The 23,532-nt window shown below is 67.1% G+C and carries 21 protein-coding genes; 7 read left to right on the forward strand and 14 right to left on the reverse strand.

All coding sequences use genetic code 11. The annotated features are described in order from the left end of the window. The first annotated feature begins 64 nt into the window (after window positions 1-64). The 3 genes from glp to ACFC4D_RS41015 all read left to right on the forward strand — a co-directional run bounded on the left by glp (window position 65) and on the right by ACFC4D_RS41015 (window position 2,858). On the forward strand, window positions 65-1,270 hold the full coding sequence (glp, locus tag ACFC4D_RS41005; RefSeq protein WP_376071644.1) for a gephyrin-like molybdotransferase Glp: 1,206 nt from the start codon (window positions 65-67) through the stop codon (window positions 1,268-1,270). 87 nt (window positions 1,271-1,357) lie between these two features. Then, window positions 1,358-2,437 carry a bifunctional molybdenum cofactor biosynthesis protein MoaC/MoaB gene (gene moaCB / locus ACFC4D_RS41010; protein ID WP_376071647.1) on the forward strand — a complete coding sequence of 360 codons (1,080 nt, stop codon included), beginning with the start codon at window positions 1,358-1,360 and terminating at the stop codon, window positions 2,435-2,437. Beyond that, complete coding sequence (locus ACFC4D_RS41015) at window positions 2,430-2,858, forward strand: molybdenum cofactor biosynthesis protein MoaE (RefSeq protein ID WP_375955065.1); 429 nt, start codon at window positions 2,430-2,432, stop codon at window positions 2,856-2,858. The genes moaCB and ACFC4D_RS41015 overlap by 8 nt, the downstream gene beginning before the upstream one ends. Here ACFC4D_RS41015 and ACFC4D_RS41020 read toward each other — a convergent pair. Then, window positions 2,855-3,934, reverse strand: a complete 1,080-nt coding sequence (locus tag ACFC4D_RS41020; protein WP_375955067.1) for a CobW family GTP-binding protein — start codon at window positions 3,932-3,934, stop codon at window positions 2,855-2,857. The genes ACFC4D_RS41015 and ACFC4D_RS41020 overlap by 4 nt on opposite strands. A 111-nt stretch (window positions 3,935-4,045) precedes the next feature. Between ACFC4D_RS41020 and ACFC4D_RS41025 the strand changes: the two genes are divergently transcribed. Beyond that, window positions 4,046-5,575 (forward strand): PucR family transcriptional regulator, encoded by a 1,530-nt coding sequence (locus ACFC4D_RS41025; RefSeq protein WP_376071650.1) that lies wholly within the window; start codon window positions 4,046-4,048, stop codon window positions 5,573-5,575. A 27-nt stretch (window positions 5,576-5,602) separates the two neighbouring features. Here ACFC4D_RS41025 and pucL read toward each other — a convergent pair whose 3' ends face one another. Further along, window positions 5,603-6,523, reverse strand: a complete 921-nt coding sequence (pucL, locus tag ACFC4D_RS41030; protein ID WP_376071653.1) for a factor-independent urate hydroxylase — start codon at window positions 6,521-6,523, stop codon at window positions 5,603-5,605. Window positions 6,524-6,704: 181 nt separating this feature from the next. On the opposite strand from pucL, the gene ACFC4D_RS41035 reads away from it, so the two are divergent. After that, window positions 6,705-8,069, forward strand: a complete 1,365-nt coding sequence (locus ACFC4D_RS41035; RefSeq protein ID WP_376071656.1) for a uracil-xanthine permease family protein — start codon at window positions 6,705-6,707, stop codon at window positions 8,067-8,069. Between the two features lie 62 nt (window positions 8,070-8,131). Here ACFC4D_RS41035 and ACFC4D_RS41040 read toward each other — a convergent pair whose 3' ends face one another. The 7 genes from ACFC4D_RS41040 to ACFC4D_RS41070 all read right to left on the reverse strand — a co-directional run bounded on the left by ACFC4D_RS41040 (window position 8,132) and on the right by ACFC4D_RS41070 (window position 12,966). Then, on the reverse strand, window positions 8,132-8,425 hold the full coding sequence (locus ACFC4D_RS41040; protein WP_375955075.1) for an MTH1187 family thiamine-binding protein: 294 nt from the start codon (window positions 8,423-8,425) through the stop codon (window positions 8,132-8,134). After that, window positions 8,377-8,688, reverse strand: coding sequence for a hypothetical protein (locus ACFC4D_RS41045; RefSeq protein WP_364629883.1), 312 nt, complete (start codon window positions 8,686-8,688; stop codon window positions 8,377-8,379). The genes ACFC4D_RS41040 and ACFC4D_RS41045 overlap by 49 nt, the downstream gene beginning before the upstream one ends. 212 nt (window positions 8,689-8,900) lie before the next feature. Next, window positions 8,901-9,914 (reverse strand): sulfate ABC transporter ATP-binding protein, encoded by a 1,014-nt coding sequence (locus tag ACFC4D_RS41050; protein WP_364629880.1) that lies wholly within the window; start codon window positions 9,912-9,914, stop codon window positions 8,901-8,903. Beyond that, complete coding sequence (gene cysW, locus ACFC4D_RS41055) at window positions 9,911-10,720, reverse strand: sulfate ABC transporter permease subunit CysW (protein ID WP_375955078.1); 810 nt, start codon at window positions 10,718-10,720, stop codon at window positions 9,911-9,913. The genes ACFC4D_RS41050 and cysW overlap by 4 nt, the downstream gene beginning before the upstream one ends. Further along, complete coding sequence (gene cysT, locus ACFC4D_RS41060; RefSeq protein WP_375955079.1) at window positions 10,717-11,601, reverse strand: sulfate ABC transporter permease subunit CysT; 885 nt, start codon at window positions 11,599-11,601, stop codon at window positions 10,717-10,719. Before cysT ends, cysW begins: the two co-directional genes overlap by 4 nt. A gap of 35 nt (window positions 11,602-11,636) precedes the next feature. Then, window positions 11,637-12,677 carry a sulfate ABC transporter substrate-binding protein gene (locus tag ACFC4D_RS41065; protein ID WP_376071659.1) on the reverse strand — a complete coding sequence of 347 codons (1,041 nt, stop codon included), beginning with the start codon at window positions 12,675-12,677 and terminating at the stop codon, window positions 11,637-11,639. A gap of 199 nt (window positions 12,678-12,876) precedes the next feature. Further along, window positions 12,877-12,966 (reverse strand): Ms4533A family Cys-rich leader peptide, encoded by a 90-nt coding sequence (locus tag ACFC4D_RS41070; RefSeq protein WP_324192512.1) that lies wholly within the window; start codon window positions 12,964-12,966, stop codon window positions 12,877-12,879. Between the two features lie 70 nt (window positions 12,967-13,036). Here ACFC4D_RS41070 and ACFC4D_RS41075 point away from each other — a divergent pair, with 70 nt between their 5' ends. Continuing rightward, complete coding sequence (locus ACFC4D_RS41075) at window positions 13,037-14,095, forward strand: M48 family metallopeptidase (protein WP_375955083.1); 1,059 nt, start codon at window positions 13,037-13,039, stop codon at window positions 14,093-14,095. A 5-nt stretch (window positions 14,096-14,100) separates the two neighbouring features. On the opposite strand, the gene ACFC4D_RS41080 is transcribed toward ACFC4D_RS41075, so the two are convergent. Both ACFC4D_RS41080 and ACFC4D_RS41085 read right to left on the reverse strand, forming a co-directional pair. After that, window positions 14,101-14,355, reverse strand: a complete 255-nt coding sequence (locus ACFC4D_RS41080) for a hypothetical protein (protein ID WP_364629866.1) — start codon at window positions 14,353-14,355, stop codon at window positions 14,101-14,103. A 152-nt stretch (window positions 14,356-14,507) separates the two neighbouring features. Beyond that, window positions 14,508-14,744 carry a hypothetical protein gene (locus ACFC4D_RS41085; protein ID WP_364629863.1) on the reverse strand — a complete coding sequence of 79 codons (237 nt, stop codon included), beginning with the start codon at window positions 14,742-14,744 and terminating at the stop codon, window positions 14,508-14,510. 65 nt (window positions 14,745-14,809) lie between these two features. On the opposite strand from ACFC4D_RS41085, the gene ACFC4D_RS41090 reads away from it, so the two are divergent. After that, window positions 14,810-16,864: a glycoside hydrolase family 15 protein gene (locus ACFC4D_RS41090; protein WP_376071662.1), complete on the forward strand. Its 2,055-nt coding sequence runs from the start codon at window positions 14,810-14,812 to the stop codon at window positions 16,862-16,864. 16 nt (window positions 16,865-16,880) lie between these two features. On the opposite strand, the gene ACFC4D_RS41095 is transcribed toward ACFC4D_RS41090, so the two are convergent. The 3 genes from ACFC4D_RS41095 to lepA form a co-directional block, all read right to left on the reverse strand. Next, window positions 16,881-18,701, reverse strand: a complete 1,821-nt coding sequence (locus ACFC4D_RS41095) for a hypothetical protein (protein ID WP_376071664.1) — start codon at window positions 18,699-18,701, stop codon at window positions 16,881-16,883. After that, entirely contained in the window at window positions 18,698-21,175 is a 2,478-nt protein-coding gene (locus ACFC4D_RS41100; RefSeq protein WP_376071667.1) for a hypothetical protein, read from the reverse strand. The genes ACFC4D_RS41095 and ACFC4D_RS41100 overlap by 4 nt, the downstream gene beginning before the upstream one ends. Window positions 21,176-21,593: 418 nt before the next feature. Continuing rightward, window positions 21,594-23,447, reverse strand: coding sequence for a translation elongation factor 4 (gene lepA / locus ACFC4D_RS41105; RefSeq protein ID WP_375955090.1), 1,854 nt, complete (start codon window positions 23,445-23,447; stop codon window positions 21,594-21,596). Window positions 23,448-23,532: the final 85 nt, after the last annotated feature.

Below are 23,532 nucleotides of genomic sequence, written 5' to 3' on the forward strand. Positions count from 1 at the left end.
CAAGCCCCCCGCCGGATCGACGACCCGGCTTGTCCGGATCGAGGGCGCGTATAGGCTCACCGACATGAGTTCCCGGCATGCTCTGGCCCCGGTTCGTTCCGTCGACGACCACCGGCAACGCATCGAGGATCTGCTGCGACCACTGGCCGCGCGCGAGACCGAAGCGGTGCCGATGGCCGATGCGCTCGGGCGGCGGCTGAGCGCCGATGTGTACTCCCCCCTGGATCTGCCGGTGTTCCGGAATTCGTCCATGGACGGCTACGCGGTGCGCGCGGAATCGGTGGCGATCGTCCCGGTGACGCTGCCGCTGGCGGGTGTGGTCGCCGCCGGGAACACCGGCGCGGCAACGCTGCCCGCGGGCGGTGCGCTGAAAGTCATGACGGGAGCGCCGATTCCGGCGGGCGCGGACTGCGTGGTGCCGGTCGAGCACACGCGCGTCGAGGGCGATGCGGTGATCATCGAAAGAAGCCGCGCCGCAGGTGATTTCGTGCGCGAGGCCGGGACCGACGTGCGCACCGGGCAGTTGCTTGCGGCGGCGGGGACGCTGTTGAAGCCGCGCCATATCGCCGCGCTGGCGGCAGTCGGACTGCCGGAACTGCCCGTGTACCGGCGGGTGCGGGCCGCGGTCATCACCACCGGCGATGAGCTGGTACAGGCCGGATTGCGGCTGCTGCCGGGACAGATCTACAACTCGAACGGGCTGGCGCTGGCCGCCGCGCTCACCGAGAACGGCGCGGAGGTGGTGTCGATCGCGCACTCCACCGACGATCACGCCGAATTCCGCCGCCGCCTCGACGAGGCGGTCGCCGCGGCCGATCTGGTCTTCACCTCCGGCGGCGTGTCGATGGGTGATTTCGAGGTGGTGAAGGAGGTGCTGAGCACGCTCGGCGGCGAATTCGGCCATGTCGCAATGCAACCCGGCGGGCCGCAGGGCATCACCGTGGTCGACGGCACCCCGATCCTGAATTTCCCGGGCAACCCGGTCAGCACCGTGGTGTCGTTCGACATGTTCGCCCGCCCCATCCTGCGCGAGCTCGGCGGGCTGCCGCCGATCGTCAGTTCGGAGCTTCCGGTGCTGGCGGCGCTGCACTCCCCCGCCGGTAAACGCCAGCTGCTGCGCGGACTGCTCACCCCCGAGGGCGTCGAGCCATTGGCCGGTCAGGGGTCACATCTGATCGCGACCATGGCCCGGGCCGATGTGCTGATCGATATCCCCGCCGCCGATACCGACATCCCCGCCGGGACGATCGTGCGCACCTGGCCCCTGTAGATCCACCCGAACGAACCCTGATTGCCGGGGCGCGATCTGTGCTGCCCTCTGATGTCACGGCGCGCACGGCTGTGGAAGGCTGGTGGGATGAGTGAGCTGTCGCATGTCGATCACGAAGGCCGCGCGCGCATGGTCGATGTGAGCGCCAAAGCCGACACCGCCCGGATCGCGGTCGCGGCCGGTGAGCTGCACACCACCGCCGAGGTGGTCCGGCTGGTGCGCGCCGACGGTATGCCCAAGGCCGATGTGCTGACCACCGCCCGGCTGGCCGGGATCAACGGCGCGAAGAAGACCTCCGAGCTCATTCCGCTGTGCCATCAGCTGGCGCTGTCCTCGGTGAACGTGAGCTTCGATTTCACCGAAACGACCATCACCATCGAGGCCGTCGCCAAGACCAAGGGCCCCACCGGCGTCGAGATGGAAGCGCTCACCGCCGTCGCCGTCGCGGGCCTCACCCTGCACGACATGATCAAGGCCGTCGATCCCGCCGCTTCGCTGCACGCGGTCCGCCTGCTCACCAAAGACGGTGGCAAGCACGGACATTGGGTGCGTGAGCGCGAACTCGCTGAGACTTCACGCGACAGCGCGGTGCGCCACGCTACGGATCATGGTGCGCACGGACAGCATTCGCACGCCGTCGATTCCGGCACGGCGGGGGCTCCGCACCTCACTCCGACTCCCGCGTACGGCACCGGGAAGAGCGCCGTGGTGCTGGTGGCCTCCACCGGCGCGGCGGCCGGATCGCGCGAGGACACCACCGGGCCGGTACTCGCGAAATGGCTTGGAGAACAGGGTTTCTCGGTGCGCGGGCCGCTCGTGTACGCGGACGCCGATATCTCGTACGGACTGTCCGAGGCGCTCGCGGCGGAACCGGCGCTGGTGATCAGCACCGGCGGCACCGGGGCCTCCCCCACCGACGGCACCCCCGAAGCCACCCTGGCCGTGCTGGATCGCGAACTCCCCGGTGTGGCCGAATCGATTCGCCGGCGCGGCACCGCGAAATTCCCCCTGGCAGCCCTGAGCCGGGGCGTCGCGGGCCTCGCGGGCCGCACCGTGATCGTGAACCTGCCCGGCTCCCCCGGCGGCGTGAAGGATGGAATCGCGGTCCTGACACCGCTTCTCGAACATCTGCTGGCCCAGGTGGCCGGAGGAGGCAGCCATGAGTGACGGCACCGAATTGCTCGCCTACATCAGCGATCAGCCGTTGAATCCGGCCGAGGTCGAGAAGGCCGTGATCGGTCCGGAGCACGGCGCGGTGGTGGTCTTCACCGGCACCGTCCGCAATCACGATGGCGGCCAGGCGGTTTCGGCCCTCGAATACTCCGCCCACCCCGACGCCGCGAAATTCCTGCGCCGCGTCTGCGCCGAGGTCGCCGAATCCTCCGGGCTCCCGGTCGCCGCCATCCACCGCATCGGCCCCCTGGCCATCGGCGATCTGGCCATCGCGGTCGCGGTGGCCTCTCCGCATCGCGCCGAAGCCTTCGCCACCTGCGCCACCCTGGTGGATCGCATCAAACACGAAGTCCCCATTTGGAAGCGCCAGCTCTTCACCGACGGCCTCTCCGAATGGGTGAACGCCTGCGGTTAATCCTCGGTGGCGGCCACATAACGCCAGATGGGCAGCAGCGCGTGGGCGTCCAGCGGCTCCGGGGCCGTGTGGACGGTGGATTCCAGGCGCTTGGTGATCAGGTCGGCGTCCAACCCCGGGCCGATCAAAACCAGACTGCTGGTGCGGGGTTCGTTGCGGGACCAGGTGGTCGGCTCGATGGTGATGTGGCGGCCGACCATGTGCAGCAGGAACTTCCGGGAATCCTCGGGCACCGCGAAGGCGAGGATGCCTTTGGCTCGGAACAGACCCGGGGGCGGGTCCTCCAGTACGGCGATCAGTTCGCGCGGGTTCAGATCGGCCGTGCTGGTGAAGGAGACGCTCTCGTAGGCGTCGTGCAGGTGACGATGCCCCGCATGGTCATGGTCGCCGTCGCACTGGTGGTCGTCGTGCTCATCGTCCGAATGCTCGAGCAGCAATTCGTCGAAGCTGAGCTGTTGGCCCGCGCGAAGTTCGGTGGCGGGACGCTCCGGGATATCGAACAGTAGCGCGGGTTCGATCCGGCCGTGCGAGGTGGCGTAGACCGGCACCTGCCCGACGAGGTCGGTGATCTCGGTGCGCAGCGCGGCCAGCGCCTCGGGGGCCACCCGGTCCGCCTTGTTGAGTACGACCAGATCGGCCATGCGCAGATGCGTGTCGAGTTCGGGATGCCGGGCGCGGCTTTCGGCGAAGTGCTCGGCATCCACCAGTTCGATGAGGCCGCCGTAACGGATGCGCGGGTTATCGCTGCCGGTGACCATGCGAATCAGATTGCGGGGTTCGGCCAGACCGCTGGCCTCGACCACGATCACATCGATGCGCTGTTTCGGATGCGCCAGCCGATCGAAGAGGTCGTCGAGTTCGGTGACGTCCACCGCACAGCAGACGCAGCCGTTGCCGAGCGACACCATGGCGTCGACCTGACCGGCCACCAGCATGGCGTCGATATTCACCGCGCCGAAGTCATTGACCACCACGCCGATCCGCAGCTCACGATTGCGCAGCAGGCGGTTGAGCAGGGTCGTCTTACCGGCGCCCAGGAATCCGGCCACGATCAGAACGGGGATGCGCCGACTCATTCGGTCCACCCTACCGAGGGCCGGTGCGGCGGACGCAGCATGGATGAAACGGCGCGGAAATACCCGCGTTCTAGCGTGGCGGACATTCGGACCGAACACGGGAGGTGCGCCGTGCTGGTGCGGGACATACTCGCTGCGCCGCAATTGCGAATGCGACTGCTGCACGGCGATACGACAGAACTGGACCGACCGGTCGCACGGGTATGCGCGACCGATATGCCCGACCCTCGGCCCTTCGTGACCGAGGGCGCGCTGGTGTGCACCGGATTGGTGTGGCGGCAGGCCGCGGCGGATTCGGACCGCTATATCGGCATGCTCGCCGAAGCCGGAATCGCCGGACTGATCGCGGGCCAGGCGCTGCACGGTCACGTCCCCGACGATGTGATCGCCGCGTGCGAACGGCACGGCCTGCCCCTGCTGTCCGCACCGCAGAGCGTGCCCTTCAGCCGCATCATCGAATACCTCGCCGAACAGGCCGCCGAATTGCGCTGGCGGCGCGTGCAATCCCGGGTGGACCGCCAGCGCCGACTGCTCGCCGCCGTCGCAGGCGGCAGCGATATCGGCGACCTGATCGCCGATATCGCCCTGGAACAGGAGGTCGCCGCCTGGGTGGTGACCGCCACGGGCCGCGTAATCGCCGGAACCGCACCCATTTCCGAGGACGACCTCGACCGCATCGTCGCCACCGCGCTGACCGCGCCCCGCCTGCCCGCCGTCACCACCGGCGCGATGCGCGTGCTCCAGGTCGGCGCGGGAGATCGAATCACCGCCTGGTACCTGGTGATTCGTCCCGCCGCCCCCGAACCCGAGGTCTTCGCCGCCGACCTCGCCGCCATCGCCGAGCTCTACCGCCAGCGCAGTATGGATCGCCTGCACCTGGACTGGGAACTCATCGACCGCTTCCCCACCGCACCCGCCGACCGCCCCGATACGCGCGCGGTCGCCGTGGTGTGCGAACTCCATCCGGCCGAAACCCGTACCGTCATAGGGCTTCCCGAAGTGCGTGCCGCACTGCACGATGCCCTGCCCGGCGTCACCACCTCGGTGGATCGCGAGGGCAGACTCGTCGCGATCGCCGAAGGCACCCAGGACGATACGGCGGAGGTACTGCGCCGCCGTCTCGGCCGATTGGCTCCCGCTCTCAGCAACCTGCGGCCGATCGATTCCGACGGCGGTGCCGAACCGGGCGCGAGGGGCGTCCGCATCGCCTTCGGTGTCAGTGCACAGCAGCGGGACGAATCCCTTTCCGGCGCAATCGCCGCCGCCGCGGCGGCCGCCACCGCCGCACGGGATGACGACGCACCGGTGAGCATCCGCATCGCCGATATCGATACGGCCGTAGGGCTTTTCACCGCCGTCCCGGGTGGACTGCAACGCCGCTTCGCCGAACGCGTCCTCGGCCCGGTCCTGGACTACGACCGCAGAACCGGCGCGGACCTACTGCAAACCCTGGAAGTCTTCCTCGGCTGCGAAGGCTCGTGGCGGCAGGCCGCCGACCGAATGCACCTGCACCTCAACACGGTTCGCTATCGCATCGGCCGCATCGAGGAACTCACCGGCCGCGACCTCGGCCACCTCGACGACCGCCTCGACCTCTACCTCGCCATGCGCACCCTCACCGCGCACGCCACCCCGGCGTAGCAGGGGTCGGCCGGGGTGGCGGTGCGATCAGACCGCGCCGGTGTAGGGCTCCCAGGCGGTGCCCGCGTCCGGGGCGTCTTCACGCAGGACGGCGGCTTGGATGAGGCCGTAGGGGCGGTCGTCGGCGTAGAAGACTTCGCCGTTGTTGGGGACGTCGAAGCGGGACAGGTCGAAGGACCAGTGGTGTTTATTGGGGGCGGACATGCGGATTTCGGCGAGACAGGGATAGGCCTGGAGGGCGGCCCGGCCCATTTCGTAGAGGGTCTGCTGCAACGCCTTCGAGTGCAGGGTGGCGAATTTCGCGATCATGACCGCGCGAATGCCGTCGTAGGTGGCGTTCCAATCGTCCGGATCGGTGGCGAAGCGCCAGCGGGCGGTGAGGCTGGTGGCCAGGATGCGGTCGTAAGAAGGTTCCAGGACGGTGAATTCGTCGGTGAGGAAGCCCGCGAATTCCGAACCGGTGGATTTGAGGATGACCAGATCCTTGACGCCGCCGATCACCCATTCCCGTTGTGCGGCACCGGTTCCCGTGACGGTGACGGCGGCGATGCGGACCTCGGGGCCGACCCGGGTCCAGGTGTGGTCGTGGCCGGTGCCGTCCACCGGCACCCGCTGCCACGCGAATTCCTCGATCTCGATGCGCGCCGACTCGACCGTCGCGATGTCATCGGCGAAATGCCGGGCCAGTGCCCGCCCGTACTGTTCGATACTGCCGTCGCCGTGTGTCTTGGCGTAGGTGAAGATGGTCTGCTTCTGCGAATCGGTGGGCAGCACCCCGCCCTGATCCCCGGCGGTATGCGCCTCGTCGAAAGCCCCACGCAGACAGGACGATACGTTCAGATCGCGAATCTCATGCCGCGCGGTGTCGCGATAGATGCGCACCACCCGGTTCTCGGCCTTGCCATACTGATGCGGGCCGAGCACGATCTTGCCGGTCAACTCGGTCATGGTCGCCTCCCGTGGTCGATGAACACCTTGCCCCACTGTGGCGGATCGACGCCGCCGCACACGCTGGTTCGGAAGACAAAACACCGCACGCGATCCGCGCTCCGCTTGGCATTTCGAACAAACCGCCGCACCGCGACGACTGCCTAGCCTGAATCAACCGCACGCGCCGCAAGGAGCCTTCATGACCACGCCCCATCCCGTCGACACCCGATTGCCCTGGCATCGACTGCTGGCCTTCGGTATTCAACACGTGCTGATCATGTACACCGGCTGTGTGACCGTGCCGCTGGTGTTCGGTGCGGCCGCCGGGCTGGACAAGGCCACCGTCGGATTGCTGATCAGCGCGGACCTGTTGGTGGCGGGCATCATCACGCTCATCCAGAGCCTCGGGCTGGGCCGGATCGCAGGCGCTCGGCTGCCGATCATCACCGGCGCGACCTTCGTGGCGATGAGCCCGATGATCTTGATCGCCAAGCAGTACGGCCTGCCCGCCGTCTACGGTTCCATGCTCATCGGCGGTCTGGTCGGCATCGCATTGGCGTGGCCGTTCGCCATGGTGGTGCGGTTCTTCCCACCCTTGGTCAGCGGAACCGTGCTGACGGTGGTGGGTGTATCGCTCATCGGCGTGGCGGGCGGGCTCATTGTGGGCAGCAATCCGAAAGCGCCGTCCTTCGGCGCGATCTCCAATATCGTGCTGGCCGCTGCTGTGCTGCTCATCGCCTTGATCGGGACCGTGTTCGGCCGCGGCATCTGGTCGCAGCTGGGCATTCTCATCGCGTTGATCGTCGGTGTGCTGATCTCCATCCCGATGGGATTGATCAAATTGGACGGCGTCTCGGACGCGGCCTGGCTGGGCGCGCCGCACGTCTTCTATTTCGGCGCACCGCAATTCCCCATCGCCGCGGTGGTGGCCATGAGCATCGTGATGGCCGTCGTCTTCGCCGAGTCCACCGCCAGCATGCTGGCGATCGGCGAGATCACCGGCAAGAAGCTGGAGCGCGGGGATGTGGCGCGCGGCCTGATCGGCGACGGGCTCTCGGCGGTGCTGGCCGGTGTCTTCAGCTCATTCATCGATACGGTCTTCAATCAGAATGTCGGCGCGGTCTCCGCGACCCGGGTGTACAGCCGCTATGTGACGGCGGTCAGCGGTGCGCTGCTGATAATCCTGGGCCTGGTACCGCGTTTCGGCGCGGTGGTCGCGGCGGTCCCGCAGCCGGTGGTCGGCGGCGTGGGTCTGGTGCTGTTCGCGACCATCGCGGTAATCGGCGTCGACACCCTGCGCCGCGCGGATCTCTCGGACCGGGTGAACCTCAGCATCGTCGCGGTGTCCATCGGCGTCGGCCTGGTTCCGGTACTCACCAAGGGCATGTTCGACAAGTTCCCGACCTCGGCGCAGATCCTGCTGAACAGCGGTATCTCGCTGGCAGCCGCCACCGCCTTCACGCTGAACCTGCTGCTGAACCACACCAAGCTCGGTGACATCGCCCGTGGCGCAACCGAACCCGTATCCGCGGAACCGGAGCCCCAGGACCCGATTCCCGCCTGAACCCCGCCTCCTCATCGGGGAGCGAGGCCGCGAATTCCACGGAATTCGCGGCCTCGGCTCATTCAGTCGTTCAAGTAGCGCTCGACGGTCGCGACCTTGGCGGTCAGCATGTCGTCATATCCGGGCCGGACATCGGCTTTGACCATGATGCTGCACCGGTTCGATACCGCCAGCACGGCGTCGGTGGCCTTCTTGATGACGGCGAAGACCTCGTCCCACTCGCCTTCGATCTCGGTGAAACTGGCCGATGTCCGGTTGGGCAGCCCGCTTTCGCGAATCACGCGAATGGCCGCGGCCACCGGTTCGCCTACGTCTTCACCTGCGCCGATAGGGGTGATCGAGAATGCGGCGAGCATGGCGGTGGCCTCCTGCGGGTGAGGTAGTCGCGATAGATCGGCGTATGGATGGTAAGCCGACCGCGCTGGGTCGCCTGCCAGGTGGCCGGACTGTGCAGGGTGGACAGGGCCAGGCCGGTATGGGACAGGCCGTGCAGTGCGCGGCGGGTCGCGCCGGCGGTGAGACCCGTTGCGGCACAGAGTTGCCGGACGGTGAGCGCGGCCGGGAATTCCGGCCGCGACAGGGCGGCGAGCACCCGGGCTTCGGATTCGGTCAAGGCCATGTGCGGGCCTTCCATCGGTCGATCGCGGAACGAGTGGTCGGTATCCACTGCTGCCAACAGCGTCTCGCATCGATCACCGATTGGTAAAGCTCCAGGAAAGGTTCGCACCCTCACGCCCGGCGTGTCGCACCGATACCGGTGGATCCCGGCCAAAAACACGCCGGGATGACGGGTGGTGCCGGCACGCCGGGATGACGGGTGGGCGTGTGTGCTCAGAGCGCCTTGACGGGCTCGGCCACCGGCAGCTCGGGAATGCGGGTGGCGCGGGCGTAGACGGTCTCACCTTCGGCCAGGTGCAGCGCCTCGGCATCGCCGCGGGTGACCTGCGCGGTGAAGATATCGCCGGTGGCGGCGTTGCGCAGTTCCACGCGCACCTCGAAGCCCAGGTGCACGACACGTTCCACGGTGGCACGGGTGACGCCCGCCGACTGCGCGGTGCCCTCGTGCGCGGCCAAGGCCATGGAGGGATCGCGGCCGACGCGAATATCGTGCGGGCGCACCAGATGCCCGTTCAGCTTGGCCACCGCGCCCAGGAACGACATGACGAAATCGTTTGCCGGACGGTCGTACACGTCCTCCGGGGTGCCGACCTGTTCGATGCGGCCCTTGTTCATGACCGCGATGCGGTCGGCCACATCGAGGGCTTCCTCCTGATCGTGCGTGACCAGCACGGTGGTCACGTGCACCTCTTCGTGCAGCCGCCGCAGCCAAGTGCGCAGGTCCGCACGGACTTTCGCGTCCAGCGCGCCGAACGGCTCATCGAGCAGCAGCACCTGCGGATCCACCGCGAGCGCGCGAGCCAGCGCCATGCGCTGCCGCTGACCGCCGGAAAGCTGTGCGGGATACCGATGCTGGAACCCGTCGAGCCCGACGATCTCCAGCAGATCGTCGACCTTCTTCTTGATCTCCGGCTTGGGCCGCTTGCGGATCTTGAGCCCGAACGCCACATTGTCGCGCACGGTCATGTGCTTGAACGCCGCGTAATGCTGGAAGACGAATCCGATATCGCGCTTCTGCGGCGACACATTGGTCACATCGCGTTCGGCGATGGTGACGATGCCCGAATCCAGCGTCTCCAGTCCCGCGATCGACCGCAGCAGCGTCGACTTGCCCGATCCGGACGGCCCGAGCAGCGCGGTCAGCTCACCGGACGGGATGTCCAGGCTGACATCGTCGAGCGCGGCGAAGGTCCCGTAGTGCTTGTTGGCATTGGTCACGGTGATCATTTGGCAGTGCCCCGCTTGCGTTCGAGGAGAGTCATCAGAAGAAGGACAATGAGGGCGATTCCCATGAGCAGGGTCGCCGCGCAGTACGCGCCGAAAGTGTTGTGATCGTTGGTGTATCGCCCGTGCACCAGCAGCGTCAGCGTCTGCGATTTACCCGGCAGCGCCGTGGACACCATGATCACCGCACCGAATTCGCCGAGCGCACGCGCCACGGTGAGCACGATGCCGTAGGTCAGGCCCCAGCGGATGGCGGGCAGCGTGATGCGCCAGAACGTCTGCCAGCGCGAGGCGCCCAGTGTCGCAGCGGCCTGCTCCTGATCGTCGCCGATCTCGTGCAGCACCGGCTCCACCTCGCGCACCACGAACGGCAGCGTCACGAAAATGGTGGCCAGCACCATGCCCGGCAGATTGAAGATCACCTTGATGCCGTGATTCTCCAGTCCGCCGAACCAGCCGTGCGCACCCCACAGCAGGATGAGCGAAACACCCACCACGACAGGGGAAACCGCGAACGGCAGATCGACCAGACCCTGAACCAGGTTGCGGCCCGGGAACTTTCCGCGCACCAGCGCCAGCGCGGTGAGCACACCGAAGACCACATTGATCGGCACCACGATCGCCACGATCAACAGCGACAGTTGCAGCGCCGACTGCGCGGCCGGGGTGGTGATGGAATCGAAGAACGCACCCACACCGCGCTCGAACGTCCGCCAGAAAATAATGATGAGCGGCAGGATCAGCAGCACACCCAGATAGGTGAGCGCGATGGTGCGCAGCGAAATCCGCGTCCACGGAGCGAGTTTCATCGCGATTCCTGTTCCTTGCGGGCGGTCCGGTCGGCGAACAAGCGCAGCACCAGCAGGGATACGAACGAGATCACCAGCAGCGCGACCGATACCGCGGCGGCGTTGACCGGCCGGTCGATCTCGATCTGCTGCTGGATGTACTGCGAGGCCATCTGCGTCTCGCGCGGAATATTGCCGCCGATGAGCACCACCGACCCGTATTCACCGATGGCGCGGGCGAACGCGAGCCCGCCGCCGCTGATGATGGCCGGGGCCAGGGTCGGCAGCAGAATGCGCCGGAAGGTGGTCCAGTTGTCCGCGCCCAGCGACGCGGCGGCCTGTTCCACTTCCCTGTCGACCTCGATCAGCACCGGCTGCACCGAGCGCACCACGAACGGCAGCGTCACGAACGCCAGCGCCACGATGATGCCCGGCTGGGTGGCATTGAGATGCACGTTGATCGGGCTGCGCGGCCCGTACAGCGCCAGCAGCACGATGCTGGCCACGATGGTGGGCAGTGCGAAGGGCAGATCGATCAGCGCGTTCACAATCCCCTTGCCCGGGAATTCGTCGCGCACCAGCACCCAGGCGATCAGGGTGCCCATGATGACGTTCACGACCGCGACGATCACCGAAACGAAGATCGTCACCTTCAGCGAATCGATCGCCGACGGCGCGGTGACCGCATCCCAGAAGCCGGACCAGCCGTCATCGAAGGAGGTGTAGGTCAGCGCCGCCAGCGGCAGCAACACGATGATGCTGAGCCACAGCACCGACGTGGCGATGCCGATCGGGCCGACCGACCCGGTCACCCGCAGCCAGGACCGGCCCGGCTTGGGTTTCTTGTCTACCGAAACGCCGGGACCCTGATCGGTCCCGGCGCTCGTGCTGCTGTCACTCACGGTATCGAGTATCGCTTGTGTGCCAGGTCACTCGACTACTTGGTGGCCTTGTCGTAGATCTGCGCCACGGTTCCGGTGTTCGCGGTGAACAGATCCTTGTCCACGGCCTTCCAGCCGCCGAGGTCGGCGATGGTCCACAGCTTCTGCGGGGTCGGGAAGTCCTTGGCGAAGTCGGCCGCGACCTTCGGGTCGACCGGACGGAAACCGGCCGAGGCCCAGGCCTTCTGGCCCGCCGGGGTGTACAGGAAGTCGCGGAAGGCGGTGGCCTTGGCGGCGTTCTTGCTGTTCTTGAGGACCGCGACCGGGTTCTCGATCTTGAAGGTCGTCGGCGGGATCACATGCTCGATGGGATCGCCGTTGCGCTCGGAGAAGATGGCCTCGTTCTCATAGCTCAGCAGCACGTCACCGGTGCCCTGCAGGAACGTCTCGGTGGCCTCACGACCCGACTTCGGCTGCACCTTCACGTGATCGCGGGTGATCAGCTGCGACAGGTAGTCCAGACCGGCCTGCGGGTTCTTACCGCCCTCGCTCTTGGCCGCGTACGGCGCGAGCAGGTTCCACTTGGCCGAACCCGAGGAGAACGGGTTGGGGGTCACGACCTCGACACCCGGCTTGAGCAGGTCGTCCCAATCCTTGATGCCCTTGGGGTTGCCCTTGCGGACCGCGATGACCACGACCGAGCCGAAGGGAATTCCCTTGTTGGCGTCCGCATTCCAGCTCGCGTCGACCAGACCGGCATCCACCAGGCGGGTGATGTCCGGTTCGACGGAGAAGTTCACGACGTCCGCTTCCGCGCCGTCCTTCACCTTGCGGGACTGATCGCCCGAGGCGCCGTAGGAGGCCTGGAACTGCACGCCCTTACCGGCATCGGTCTTGTTGAACTCCGGGATCACCTTGTCGAAGCCCGGCTTCGGGACCGCGTAGGCGTAGAGGTTCAGGGTGCCGCCGCTACCGTCGGCTGCGCCCTTGTCGGAGGTATCGCTCGCGCCGCCACCGCACGCGGTGAGCACGGTGGCTGCGACCGCGGTCAGGGCGACGGCGATAGATCGGCGAGAAAGCCGGGAGTTGCGAGACATCGGGGTGGACCTTTCGAGAAACCCGCCGGGTGCATACCGGGGAGGCGGGTAATGAGGTGATGCCGTAGACCCGTCGTTACGAAGCGACGGTGGCGCTGCGGTCCGAGATGAGGAATCGGGACCGTCTGGGATCCGGGAACTACTGCGAAAGGTGCGCGCGCCAGTCTACTTCAGACATGCAGCGGTGCCCGGTCGGCAATCAGCGACAGTGAATGTCCGCGACCACGAGGCAGCCCACAGCGATCAACGCCAATTCATGGCGGACCTGGGGCACAACACTCGACGACACGCGGCAGACTGTAGCAGAGCGGCCGGTAAGGCCGCGAATCACTGTGAGTATGCACACGGGGGATCTACCTATGACAAGTCCTGATCGAGTTCGCCGGGAGTTCCCCGGCATTTCGACCCGCGCCTGGGAGCATCCGGCCGACCGCACCGCGCTGGTCACGCTGCGCTCGCTCTCGGGTTTCGATGTACTGCTGCGCACGCTGTCCGGACTGCTCGCCGAACGCCAGCACCGGCTGCTGTACCTGGCCTCCGCGGTGCGGGTGGACGAGCGGCAATTCAAGAACATTCACCATCTGCGCGCGGACGCGGTGCGCATCCTGGACGCCAAGACCACCCCGGAGCTGTTCGTGCTCCAGGACCCCACGGCCAATGCCTTCACCATCGGTATGGACCGGCCGTTCATCGTGCTCACCACCGGACTGCTGGATCTGCTCGATCCCGAGGAGCTGCGCTTCGCGGTCGGGCATGAGCTCGGGCACGCACTGTCCGGACACGCGGTGTACCGGACCATGCTCATGCATCTGATGAATCTGGCCGCGGGCATCGGCTGGGTTCCGGTGGGCGGCTGGGCTTTACGCGCGATCGTGGCCGCGCTGATGGAGTGGAGCCGCAAATCCGAACTGTCCGGGGACCGCGCGGGACTGCTGTGCGGACAGGACGTCGACGCGTCCGTGCGGGTGCATATGAAGCTGGCGGGCGGCTCGCGCGTGGATCAGATGAGCCATGCGGCGTTCCTGGCACAGGCCGATGACTACGACCGCACCGGCGATCTGCGCGACGGCGTGCTGAAACTGCTGAATCTGGAATTGCAGACGCACCCGTTCTCGGTGCTGCGCGCGGCCGAACTGCGGCGCTGGATCACCAGCGGTGACTACGACCGGATTCTGTCCGGGCAGTACCCGCTGCGCGAGCATGACCGGAACGTGAAGATCAGCGATCAGGTCAAGGAGGCGGCGCGGGCGTACCGGCAGAACTTCGATCAATCCGAGGATCCGCTGATCCGCACCGTGCGCAACCTCGGACGCGATGTCGGATCCGCGGTCGGCACGGTGGGTCAGGAAGTGGGCGAAACGGTTTCGAAGATCGGGAAGCGTTTCAGCGAATGGCGGGACGGGGAAACGAGGAACTGACGGGGTTACTCGTCGCCTTCGACAACGGGCGGGGCTTCCAGGATGTCGAGAATCCACTCTTCGGTGGCACTCTCGGCATCCTCCTCATCGGGGCGGATGCGATTGACGAGGCGGACGCCCAGGCCGAGCAGCTGCGCCGCCTTCACCATTTCGATGACCTCGTCCGGGCCCGCGAGGTGAGTCGCGATCAGACGCGGCTCCTCCTCGAAATCCTCCTCGGACAGCAACGTCTCCAGTTCCAAGCCTTCATCGGTTGACATGGTGCAGGAGCGTACGCGCAGCATCCGACAATGTGGGCCACTAGTGGCGATTCAGCCGATGAACAACCGACCAACTCAGCGCGCGAAAAGCCAAGCGACGACGACCAGTACGAGCAGCGCGATCAAAGCGAGCTGCACACGAGAGCGGGGCATCAGGCGGCTTCCTTACGCATACGACGGGGCTGCGCGGCGGGCGCCGCGGCCTCCTGTGCAGCCACCCGATCCCGGCCCAGCGCGCGCAGCGCAACCCGCAGCACGCGATCGAGCACGTAGGCGATGGCGAAACAAACCGGCACCATGGCGGCCAGCACCACGGCGAACTGGGGGACGAACGGCAGGCCGGCCACCCATAGTTCGACGCCGTCCCACCATCCTGCGATCCGATGCACGACATCAGCCTAGGCCGAAGACGTGATGGTGGACGATTCGGGCTGATTGGACAGAAGATATGTACATGGAGTCCTACGACGAACCGGAGTCCGACACCCGGCCACTGGGCAGCGAGACCGGCCCGCTCGGCGGCGATTCATTCGACCCGCCGCGGGATTCGACCGATAGGCCGGATGCCCCGCTCAATGACGGATTCCTGCCCTCGGCGACCGGGACCGGCCATTATTCGCCGTTCCCGCCCATCGACGATTACGCGTTCCTGTCCGATTGCGAGACCAACTGCCTCATCGCCCGCAACGGTTCGGTGGAGTGGATGTGCGTGCCGCGACCGGACTCCCCCAGCATTTTCGGGTCCATGCTGGACCGCAGCGCCGGACACTTCCGGATCGGGCCGTACGGGCGCAATGTGCCCGCCGCACGGCGCTATCTGCCCGGCGGGCTGATCGTGGAGACCACCTGGCAGACCGAGACCGGCTGGCTCATCGTGCGCGATGCCCTGGTGCTCGGGCCGTGGCACAACAATCGCTCGCGCAGCCGCTCGCATAAGCGCACCCCGATGGACTGGGACGCCGAGCACATGCTGCTGCGCACGGTGAAATGCGTGAACGGCGTGGTCGAGCTGGAGATGAGCTGTGAACCCGCCTTCGACTATCACCTGGGCGCGGCCAATTGGGAGTACAGCGGTGACGTGTACGAGCAGGCCACCGCCTCGAGCGAGCGCGAGGGCTGCCCGTCGCTGACCCTGACCACCGATCTGCGGCTCGGGCTGGAGGGACGCGAGGCCCGTGCCAGGACCCGCATGAAGGAGGGCGATCAGGTCTTCGTGGCGCTGTCCTGGTCGGATCTGGAGCCGCCCAAGACCTTCGAGGAAGCCGCCGAGAAGATGTGGACCACCACCGAGGCGTGGCGGCAGTGGATCACGCTGGGGCGCTTCCCGGATCATCCGTGGCGCGGGTATCTGCAGCGCAGCGCGTTGACCCTCAAGGGGCTCACCTACGCGCCGACGGGCGCGCTGATGGCGGCGGCCACCACCTCACTGCCGGAAACCCCCGGCGGGGAACGCAATTGGGACTACCGCTACACCTGGGTGCGCGATTCGACGTTCGCGCTGTGGGGTCTGTACACGCTCGGCCTGGATCGCGAGGCGGATGATTTCTTCGCGTTCCTGCACGATGTCACCACCGAGGGGAACGGCAAAGCCCTTCCGCTACAGGTGCTTTACGGTATCGGCGGCGAGCGCGAGATCACCGAATCCGAGCTGTCGCACCTGTCCGGATATGACGGCGCACGGCCGGTGCGCATCGGCAATGGCGCGTACAACCAGGAACAGCACGATATCTGGGGCACCATCCTGGATTCGGTGTACCTGCACGTGAAATCGCGGCAGCAGGTCCCGGAGACGTTGTGGCCCATGCTGGAACGGCAGGTGCAGGCGGCGATCGAGAACTGGCGCAATCCCGATCGTGGCATCTGGGAGGTGCGCGGGGAGCCGCAGCATTTCACCTGTTCCAAGGTGATGTGCTGGGTGGCGCTGGATCGCGGCGCGAAACTCGCGGAGTGGCACGGGGAATTCGACTACGCCAAGAAGTGGCATGACATCGCCGACGAGATCCGGCAGGACGTGCTCGACAATGGCGTGAACGAGGCCGGGGTCTTCACCCAGACCTACGGCAGCGACAATCTGGACGCCTCGCTGCTGCTGGTGGGGCTGCTGCGCTTCCTGCCGCCCACCGATCATCGGGTGCGCGCCACCGTGCTCGCCATCGCCGATGAACTCACCGAGAACGGGCTGGTGCTGCGCTACCGCACCGACACCACCGATGACGGATTGTCCGGCGAGGAGGGCTCTTTCACCATCTGCTCGTTCTGGCTGGTGTCCGCGCTGGTGGAGATCGGCGAGTTGGCGCGCGGCCGCCAGCTGTGCGAACGACTGCTCGGCTACGCCAGCCCGCTCAAGCTCTACGCCGAGGAGATCGATACCCGCACCGGCCGCCACCTCGGCAATTTCCCGCAGGCGTTCACGCACCTGGCGCTGATCAACGCGGTCATGCACGTCATTCGCGCCGAGGAATCGCATCACTCCGGCCAGTTCAACCCGGCCCACCCCGGCCGGTCCTGACCGGCGCGGAAACCCTTCAGTACGAAGGGTTTCCGCCGCCCTGGGCGTCGGCGCGCTCACGCAGATCGTGCAGGCGCACCAGCGATGACTCGATTTCGGTGAGGCGCTGTTCGCGGCGCGCGCCCGAATGCACGGCGGCGGCCTCCTCGGCGGCGCGCAGTGAGGCGTCCACCGAACGCAGTGTCTCATTGGCGATTTCGGTGAAGTGGTCGCGCAGATTGCGCTGCACCGCGCGCAGGCGGTAGCGCGATTCCTTGCTGACCTGGAAGATCACATCGTCCATGAGGCGGGCGACGGCGACCTTGGCCTCGGCCTGGCGGCGCTGTTTGCGCGATTTGCGGTCGTCCCACAGGGCATTGACGCCGAGCAGTACGCCCGCACCGGCGGAGTACCAGTTCACCAGGGACATGCCGAGCAGGCTGGTGGCCAGGCCGACCATCAGGACGCCACCGTAGGAGCCGCGCAGCATATTCAGGAACTGTTGCGCCACAGCGGGTTTGGCACTGTCCAGTTTATCCAGCGAGGTGACCGGTTCCAGCACCTCGCCGACCTCGCCCGGATTGTCCAGGCGCAGTTCGGGTGTCGGGATACCGCGGTCCGGGAACTTGGCCGCCACCTGCTCGGCCAGCTCCACCGAGCGGTAGTGCGCGATGACGAAGTTCTCCTCCACCGCCTCGCAGATCTTGGCATCGAGGTCCGCGCCGAACTCGGCCCAGCGCCGGGCCGGATCGCGCTTCATGATGTCGGCCTCGGCATCGCGGATCAGGCTCCGCAGCCGGTGGCGCAGATCATGTTCGGTGTCCGCCATCAATTCGCCCGCGCCGTCGGCGAGGGTGACCTGCCAGTTCGCGGTGCGCTGACGCAGCTGTTCGGCCTCCTCGCGGGTGCGGCGCAGTTGTTCGGTGATGACGCCGTAGCGGCGCGGATCGCGCAGCGTCTCGGCCTCGGTGCGCAGCGCGAGCGCGAGATGATCGCTGATGAGCCCGATATCGCGCACCGCGGCATCGGCGGCGACGGCGTCGGCATTGCCGAGCACATAGTCGCGCAGATGGTCGAGCAGTTGCGGCACACCGGATTCCAGATCCATCTGCTGATCGCCGGTGGAGCGGGCGTGCTCGTGCAGCCGCGCCGAGGCGGGCGCGACGGCGAAGGCCAGTCCGGCGGCGTCGAGCAGCCGCCGATCATGCTGCTGTACCTCGGGCCACTGCGGATACTGATCGATCTTGTTGAGCACGCAGACGACCGTCGGGCACACCTGCTGAATGCGTTGCAGCTGCCCGATCTGCCCGGCGGTGAACGGCCGCACGGCATCGGCGACGTAGAGCACGGCGTCGGCGACGGCCAGCAGCGACCAGGTGGCCGGGGTGTCCGCGGGCGAACCCGGTGCGTCCAGCAGCACGAAGCCCTCCGCCAAAAGCGCACTGGGCTCGGTGAATTCGGCCCGCAGCACACCACCGGCGGCCGATTCGGCGACCGCCTGCCGCGGATCGACGGACTGCCGTTCGGCCACACCGCCGCTGCTACCGGCGCGCACCAGGGTGGCGCTGGAATGCGGTCCGTACTCGGCGATCACCGGCACGCTGGACGGGCTGTCGGTCGCGCTCACCGGCGCGCCGATCAGACTGTTGACCAGCGTGCTCATTCCGCTCTTGGACTCACCGACCACGACCAGGCGCACCCGGGGATCGGACAGCCGGGCACGCGCGATGCCCAGCCGTCCGGCCAGATCCGCGCGGCCCGCGGCGTGCACCGGCTCCAGCAGCTCGTCGAGCAGCCCGAGCAACGGGCCCATCGTGTCCGGATTCTTCACTGCGACAAGGCGTTCGACACCGCTCACAGCAGCGTATGGTCGAACGCGGCATGCACCGGGAAGTGGCTGTCGGTGAGACTGCCGTCCGTGATGAGGTGGCTGCCGAGGCCGCCGTCATGCATCAGGTAGACCGGATGCAGTGCGGAATCGTCCGCGATCGGCATCAGGTGCTGACCCGAATCATTCACCTCGGCAATGGGTTTCGCCGGTTTGGGCGCGTCCTGCGGCTTGGGCGGATTGGTCTGCGGCTGTCCGGTCGGCACCGCGGGCACGGTGGCCGCCGGCGGATCCAGCGTCACCGGGGGTACGGTCGGCGCTACCGTCGGCACCGTCCCGTCCGAGCTCGGATGGGACGGGTTGGTGACCGGCGGCTGATGCGTGGGAACGGTATCGCTCGGCGGGGTGATGGTCGGCGCGGTGCTGTGGCCGTCGGTGTCACCGCCGGTGTTCGGACGCGTGGTGCCGGTATCCGGATCCGTGGTGACCGGCGGAACCGTGGTGTGCGGTGCCGTGGTGTGCGGCGCGGTGGTGGTCGGCAGGGTGATACCGGGCAGCTTGGTCGTGGTCGGATCGGTGATGCCCGGGATCTTGGTGGTCACCGGTACCGGGGGCACCGTGGTGAGCGCGGGATCGGTCTTGGGCGGCACGCTGATCTTGGGCACGGTGGTGCCCGGTTCGGTGGTCACCGGTGTGGGCTTGGCGATCGCGCTCACGTCCGGATGGCCGCCATTGGCCAGCAGCACCGGATGATTGCCGTGGTGTTCGAAGAGCGCGGGCGCCTGGGCCGCCGAGGCGTACAGCGGCGACTGACCGGGCGGGGTGAGCAGATTCGCGATGGGATGCTGTGCGGCATCGGGCTGAATGGTGGTCTGCAACGGGGTCGCGACCACCGGCTGCGCCACCGCGACCGGAGCCACCACGACGGGGGCGACGGCGGCGGGCACCACCGGGGCGACCACGATGGGCGCGGCCGGAGCGACCGGGGTCGCGATCGGCGCGGGTGCGGCCGGGGCCACATAGGCGGGTGCGGGCGCACCCGTCCCGCCGGCGGGCAGGCCGAAGGAGGAGCCGGGAGCCGTACCGGGTGCACCGGTCGAACCACCCAGCGGCGCACCGCTTCCCGCGCCGTGTGAGCCGTAACCCGTGCCGTGCGAACCGGTTCCGGCACCGTGCGCACCCGGCGCACCGATACCCGCACCCGGCGCACCGGCTCCGGGACCGTGCGGGTCGACGCCCGGCACCTGCGCGCCCGGCACACCGCTGTGCGGTCCGGGGGTCGCGCCGTGCGGGTCGGTGGCCGACGCGGTCTGCGAATTGGGTTGCTGGCCGGGCGGATTCGCGCCGGTGGTCTGCGTGCTCGGGTTCACCGCATCGCTGCCCCAGGGCGCGGAACCGGCGGGCAGCGGATTGCCGTTCGGGTCGATGCCGTTCGGGATGTGCCCGATGCCCTGACCCATATCCTGGGTGAACTGATCGAGCTGATGGCCGACATTGCCGACGCCGATATTTACCTGCAGGTTCGATTCGAAATGCACGCCGTCCAGGCCGACATGCATGTTCACGGCCCAGTTGGTATCGATCGCGATGCCGATGGGGCCGTCGCCGATACCGTCGAAAATGCCGCCGTGCGAACCACTTCCGATGGGATCGCTCGCTCCGGGCAGGTTCCCCATCCCGGGTAGGTGTCCGTCCGCGCCGGGTAGCTTGAAGCCGCCCGGAATCTGCCAGCCGTGGCCACCGTCGCCGCCCGGCATCTGCCAGCCGAAACCGCCGCCGCCGTCCGCGCCCGGGATATGCCAGCCCGAACCATCCGCGCCGGGCAACTGCCAGCCCGAACCATCGGCGCCGGGGATCTGCCAACCACCACCGGAGCCATCGGTATCGGGAAGATGCCAGCCGCCATCGGAGCCGCCGGTATCGGGCAGCTGCCATTCCGAATCGCCGTTGCCCGGTTGCTGCGGCTCCCACGGCTGATTCGAGTCGACCGGTCCGCCGCCGTTGGGCAGTTCGTATCCGGGCTGCTGCTGATAGTCCGGCAGCCGGAAGGACAGCGGCAGATCGGTGTCCGGAATGCCGACGCCGTTGAATCCGGACATGCTCGTATCGGCGGAAGGCTGTGAGCCGTAATCGGCCGGGAGCAGTCCGGCATCGGTGCCGTAGTGCTGATTGTCCTGCGCGGCGACCGGCAGCATGCCGGTGGGCAGCTGCGCGGGCGGGAGCTGGTCGGCGGTCAGGTCCGGGAAGGTGAGGGTCGGGCTCGGCACGTCCGGCTGCGGATCGTTGGCCTGCTGCCAGCTCACATTGCGGCTGTCATGGTCGATGGCCGGAGCCGGACCGTCGCCGCTGCGCGTCCCCGCGGAGGCGATGAGCGCTCCACCCGTCACATACGCGCCAGCCCTCGCCGTGCGCGCCACACCGTTGGCGATCTGGTACGCGGTATCGCCCGCGTAATCGTCGCCCGTCCCGGATGCGTCGTCGTCGATAGGCCGCTCACGCGTCATACAGGCTCCCGCTCTCAAGGATCGGCGGTCCGCCGCTGGCGGACCGCCGTCTTCAAACTCGTTTCACACCCTATTTCCGGATACCCGGTCTGTCACATCCACCAGGTAGGAGCCGGTGTGTACAGCCGTGCGACACATAGCTTGTCACCCTGCATATCAGTACGGAAGCCCCAGAATCTGGCTGCAAAGCCAACCGTGTGCCCGACCGGCAAATCACCTCGGAAATCGCACGCCCACAGCCCAACCCGAACTTCGCAAACCTCGCATGGCAAGCCTTGCACCGCGAAGCTTTCGCCAGTCGAGCCGCCGCCCCACGGTGGCTTCGCGGCCGTCAGGCGGCCCACCCCCACTCCATCTACAACAGTGCCCCGCTGCCGTCAGGCAGCGGGGCACTGATTGTTTCTCTCGACTCCGAGAGTTACTTCTTGGCCTTGCCGTCCGAGGCCGAATCGGTGGACAGCGCTGCCACGAAGGCTTCCTGCGGGACCTCGACGCGGCCGATGGTCTTCATCCGCTTCTTGCCTTCCTTCTGCTTCTCCAGCAGTTTGCGCTTACGGCTGATGTCACCGCCGTAGCACTTGGCCAGCACGTCCTTGCGGATGGCGCGGATGTTCTCGCGCGCGATGACCTTGGATCCGATGGCGGCCTGAATCGGCACCTCGAACTGCTGACGCGGAATGAGCTCGCGCAGTTTGGTGGTCATCTTGTGCCCGTACGCCTGCGCGGCATCCTTGTGCACGATCGCCGAGAACGCGTCCACGGCCTCACCCTGCAACAGGATGTCGACCTTGACCAGCGCGGCGGCCTGCTCGCCCGCCTCCTCGTAATCGAGCGAGGCGTAGCCGCGGGTGCGGGATTTCAGCGAGTCGAAGAAGTCGAAGATGATCTCCGCCATGGGCAGCGTGTACCGCATCTCGACGCGGGTCTCGGACAGATAGTCCATGCCGAGCAGCTCACCGCGCCGCGCCTGGCACAGCTCCATGATGGTGCCGATGAATTCGCTCGGCGCGATCACGGTGCATTTGGTGATGGGTTCGTAGATCTCCTTCACCTTGCCCTCGGGCCAGTATGAGGGATTGGTGACGACATGTTCGGTGCCGTCCTCCATGACCACGCGGTAGATCACGTTGGGCGCGGTGGAGATCAGGTCGAGCCCGAATTCGCGTTCGAGGCGCTCGCGGGTGATCTCCATGTGCAAAAGTCCGAGGAAGCCGCAGCGGAAGCCGAAGCCCAGGGCCACCGAGGTTTCCGGCACATAGGTGAGCGCGGCGTCGTTGAGCTGGAGCTTGTCGAGCGCGTCACGCAGGTTCGGGTAGTCCGAGCCGTCGACCGGGTAGAGCCCGGAGTAGACCATGGGCCGCGGTTCGCGGTATCCGGTCAGCGCCTCGGTCGCGCCGTCGCGGGCGCTGGTGATGGTGTCACCGACCTTGGACTGGCGGACGTCCTTCACACCGGTGATGAGGTAACCCACCTCGCCGACGCCCAGCCCCTGGGTGGGCTTGGGTTCGGGTGACACGATGCCGATTTCGAGCAGTTCGTGCGTGGCCCCGGTGGACATCATCTTGATCTTCTGGCGCGGGGTGAGCTTGCCGTCCACCACACGCACATAGGTGACGACACCGCGGTAGGTGTCGTACACCGAGTCGAAGATCATGGCGCGCGCCGGAGCGTCGGCCTGCCCGACGGGCGGCGGCACCACGCGCACGGCCTCATTCAGCAGTTCGGCCACGCCGACGCCGGTCTTACCGGAGACCCGCAGCACATCCTCGGGCTCACAGCCCACGATGTGCGCGATCTCGGCGGCGTACCGATCGGGATCCGCGGCCGGCAGGTCGATCTTGTTCAGCACCGGAATGACCGTGAGGTCCTTGTCCATCGCCAGATACAGATTGGCGAGCGTCTGCGCCTCGATCCCCTGTGCGGCATCGACCAGCAGGATCGCGCCTTCACAGGCTTCCAGCGCACGCGACACCTCGTAGGTGAAGTCGACGTGCCCCGGCGTATCGATCAGGTGCAGGACATAGTCCTCACCGTCGACCTGCCACGGCAGCCGCACGTTCTGCGCCTTGATGGTGATACCGCGTTCCCGCTCGATATCCATCCGGTCCAGGTACTGCGCGCGCATGGCCCGCTCCTCGACCACACCGGTGAGTTGCAGCATGCGATCGGCCAGGGTCGATTTCCCGTGGTCGATGTGGGCGATGATGCAAAAGTTCCTGATCTTGGACGGATCAGTGAACGTCGTATCGGCGAAACTGCTAATCGGAGTCACTCCTCGGCATGGCAAACCAGCGGCATGTCAACCCCGAAGTCTACGGTGCGTGCCGGGGTGCACCGCGCCCCGGCTCGACCGTTGC

Source organism: Nocardia sp. NPDC056000 (genome assembly GCF_042269265.1).
In the GTDB taxonomy this organism is placed as follows: domain Bacteria; phylum Actinomycetota; class Actinomycetes; order Mycobacteriales; family Mycobacteriaceae; genus Nocardia.

Bases quoted from the DNA above. Each gene is read 5' to 3' on its own strand.
- pucL (WP_376071653.1), bottom strand. From the start codon at position 6,523: ATGACCGAGTTGACCGGCAAGATCGTGCTCGGCCCGCATCAGTATGGC.
- ACFC4D_RS41090 (WP_376071662.1), top strand. From the start codon at position 14,810: ATGGAGTCCTACGACGAACCGGAGTCCGACACCCGGCCACTGGGCAGC.
- ACFC4D_RS41100 (WP_376071667.1), bottom strand. From the start codon at position 21,175: ATGACGCGTGAGCGGCCTATCGACGACGACGCATCCGGGACGGGCGAC.
- moaCB (WP_376071647.1), top strand. From the start codon at position 1,358: ATGAGTGAGCTGTCGCATGTCGATCACGAAGGCCGCGCGCGCATGGTC.
- glp (WP_376071644.1), top strand. From the start codon at position 65: ATGAGTTCCCGGCATGCTCTGGCCCCGGTTCGTTCCGTCGACGACCAC.
- ACFC4D_RS41035 (WP_376071656.1), top strand. From the start codon at position 6,705: ATGACCACGCCCCATCCCGTCGACACCCGATTGCCCTGGCATCGACTG.
- ACFC4D_RS41080 (WP_364629866.1), bottom strand. From the start codon at position 14,355: ATGTCAACCGATGAAGGCTTGGAACTGGAGACGTTGCTGTCCGAGGAG.
- ACFC4D_RS41040 (WP_375955075.1), bottom strand. From the start codon at position 8,425: ATGCTCGCCGCATTCTCGATCACCCCTATCGGCGCAGGTGAAGACGTA.
- ACFC4D_RS41020 (WP_375955067.1), bottom strand. From the start codon at position 3,934: ATGAGTCGGCGCATCCCCGTTCTGATCGTGGCCGGATTCCTGGGCGCC.
- cysW (WP_375955078.1), bottom strand. From the start codon at position 10,720: ATGAAACTCGCTCCGTGGACGCGGATTTCGCTGCGCACCATCGCGCTC.
- ACFC4D_RS41050 (WP_364629880.1), bottom strand. From the start codon at position 9,914: ATGATCACCGTGACCAATGCCAACAAGCACTACGGGACCTTCGCCGCG.
- ACFC4D_RS41075 (WP_375955083.1), top strand. From the start codon at position 13,037: ATGACAAGTCCTGATCGAGTTCGCCGGGAGTTCCCCGGCATTTCGACC.
- ACFC4D_RS41015 (WP_375955065.1), top strand. From the start codon at position 2,430: ATGAGTGACGGCACCGAATTGCTCGCCTACATCAGCGATCAGCCGTTG.
- ACFC4D_RS41045 (WP_364629883.1), bottom strand. From the start codon at position 8,688: ATGGCCTTGACCGAATCCGAAGCCCGGGTGCTCGCCGCCCTGTCGCGG.
- ACFC4D_RS41065 (WP_376071659.1), bottom strand. From the start codon at position 12,677: ATGTCTCGCAACTCCCGGCTTTCTCGCCGATCTATCGCCGTCGCCCTG.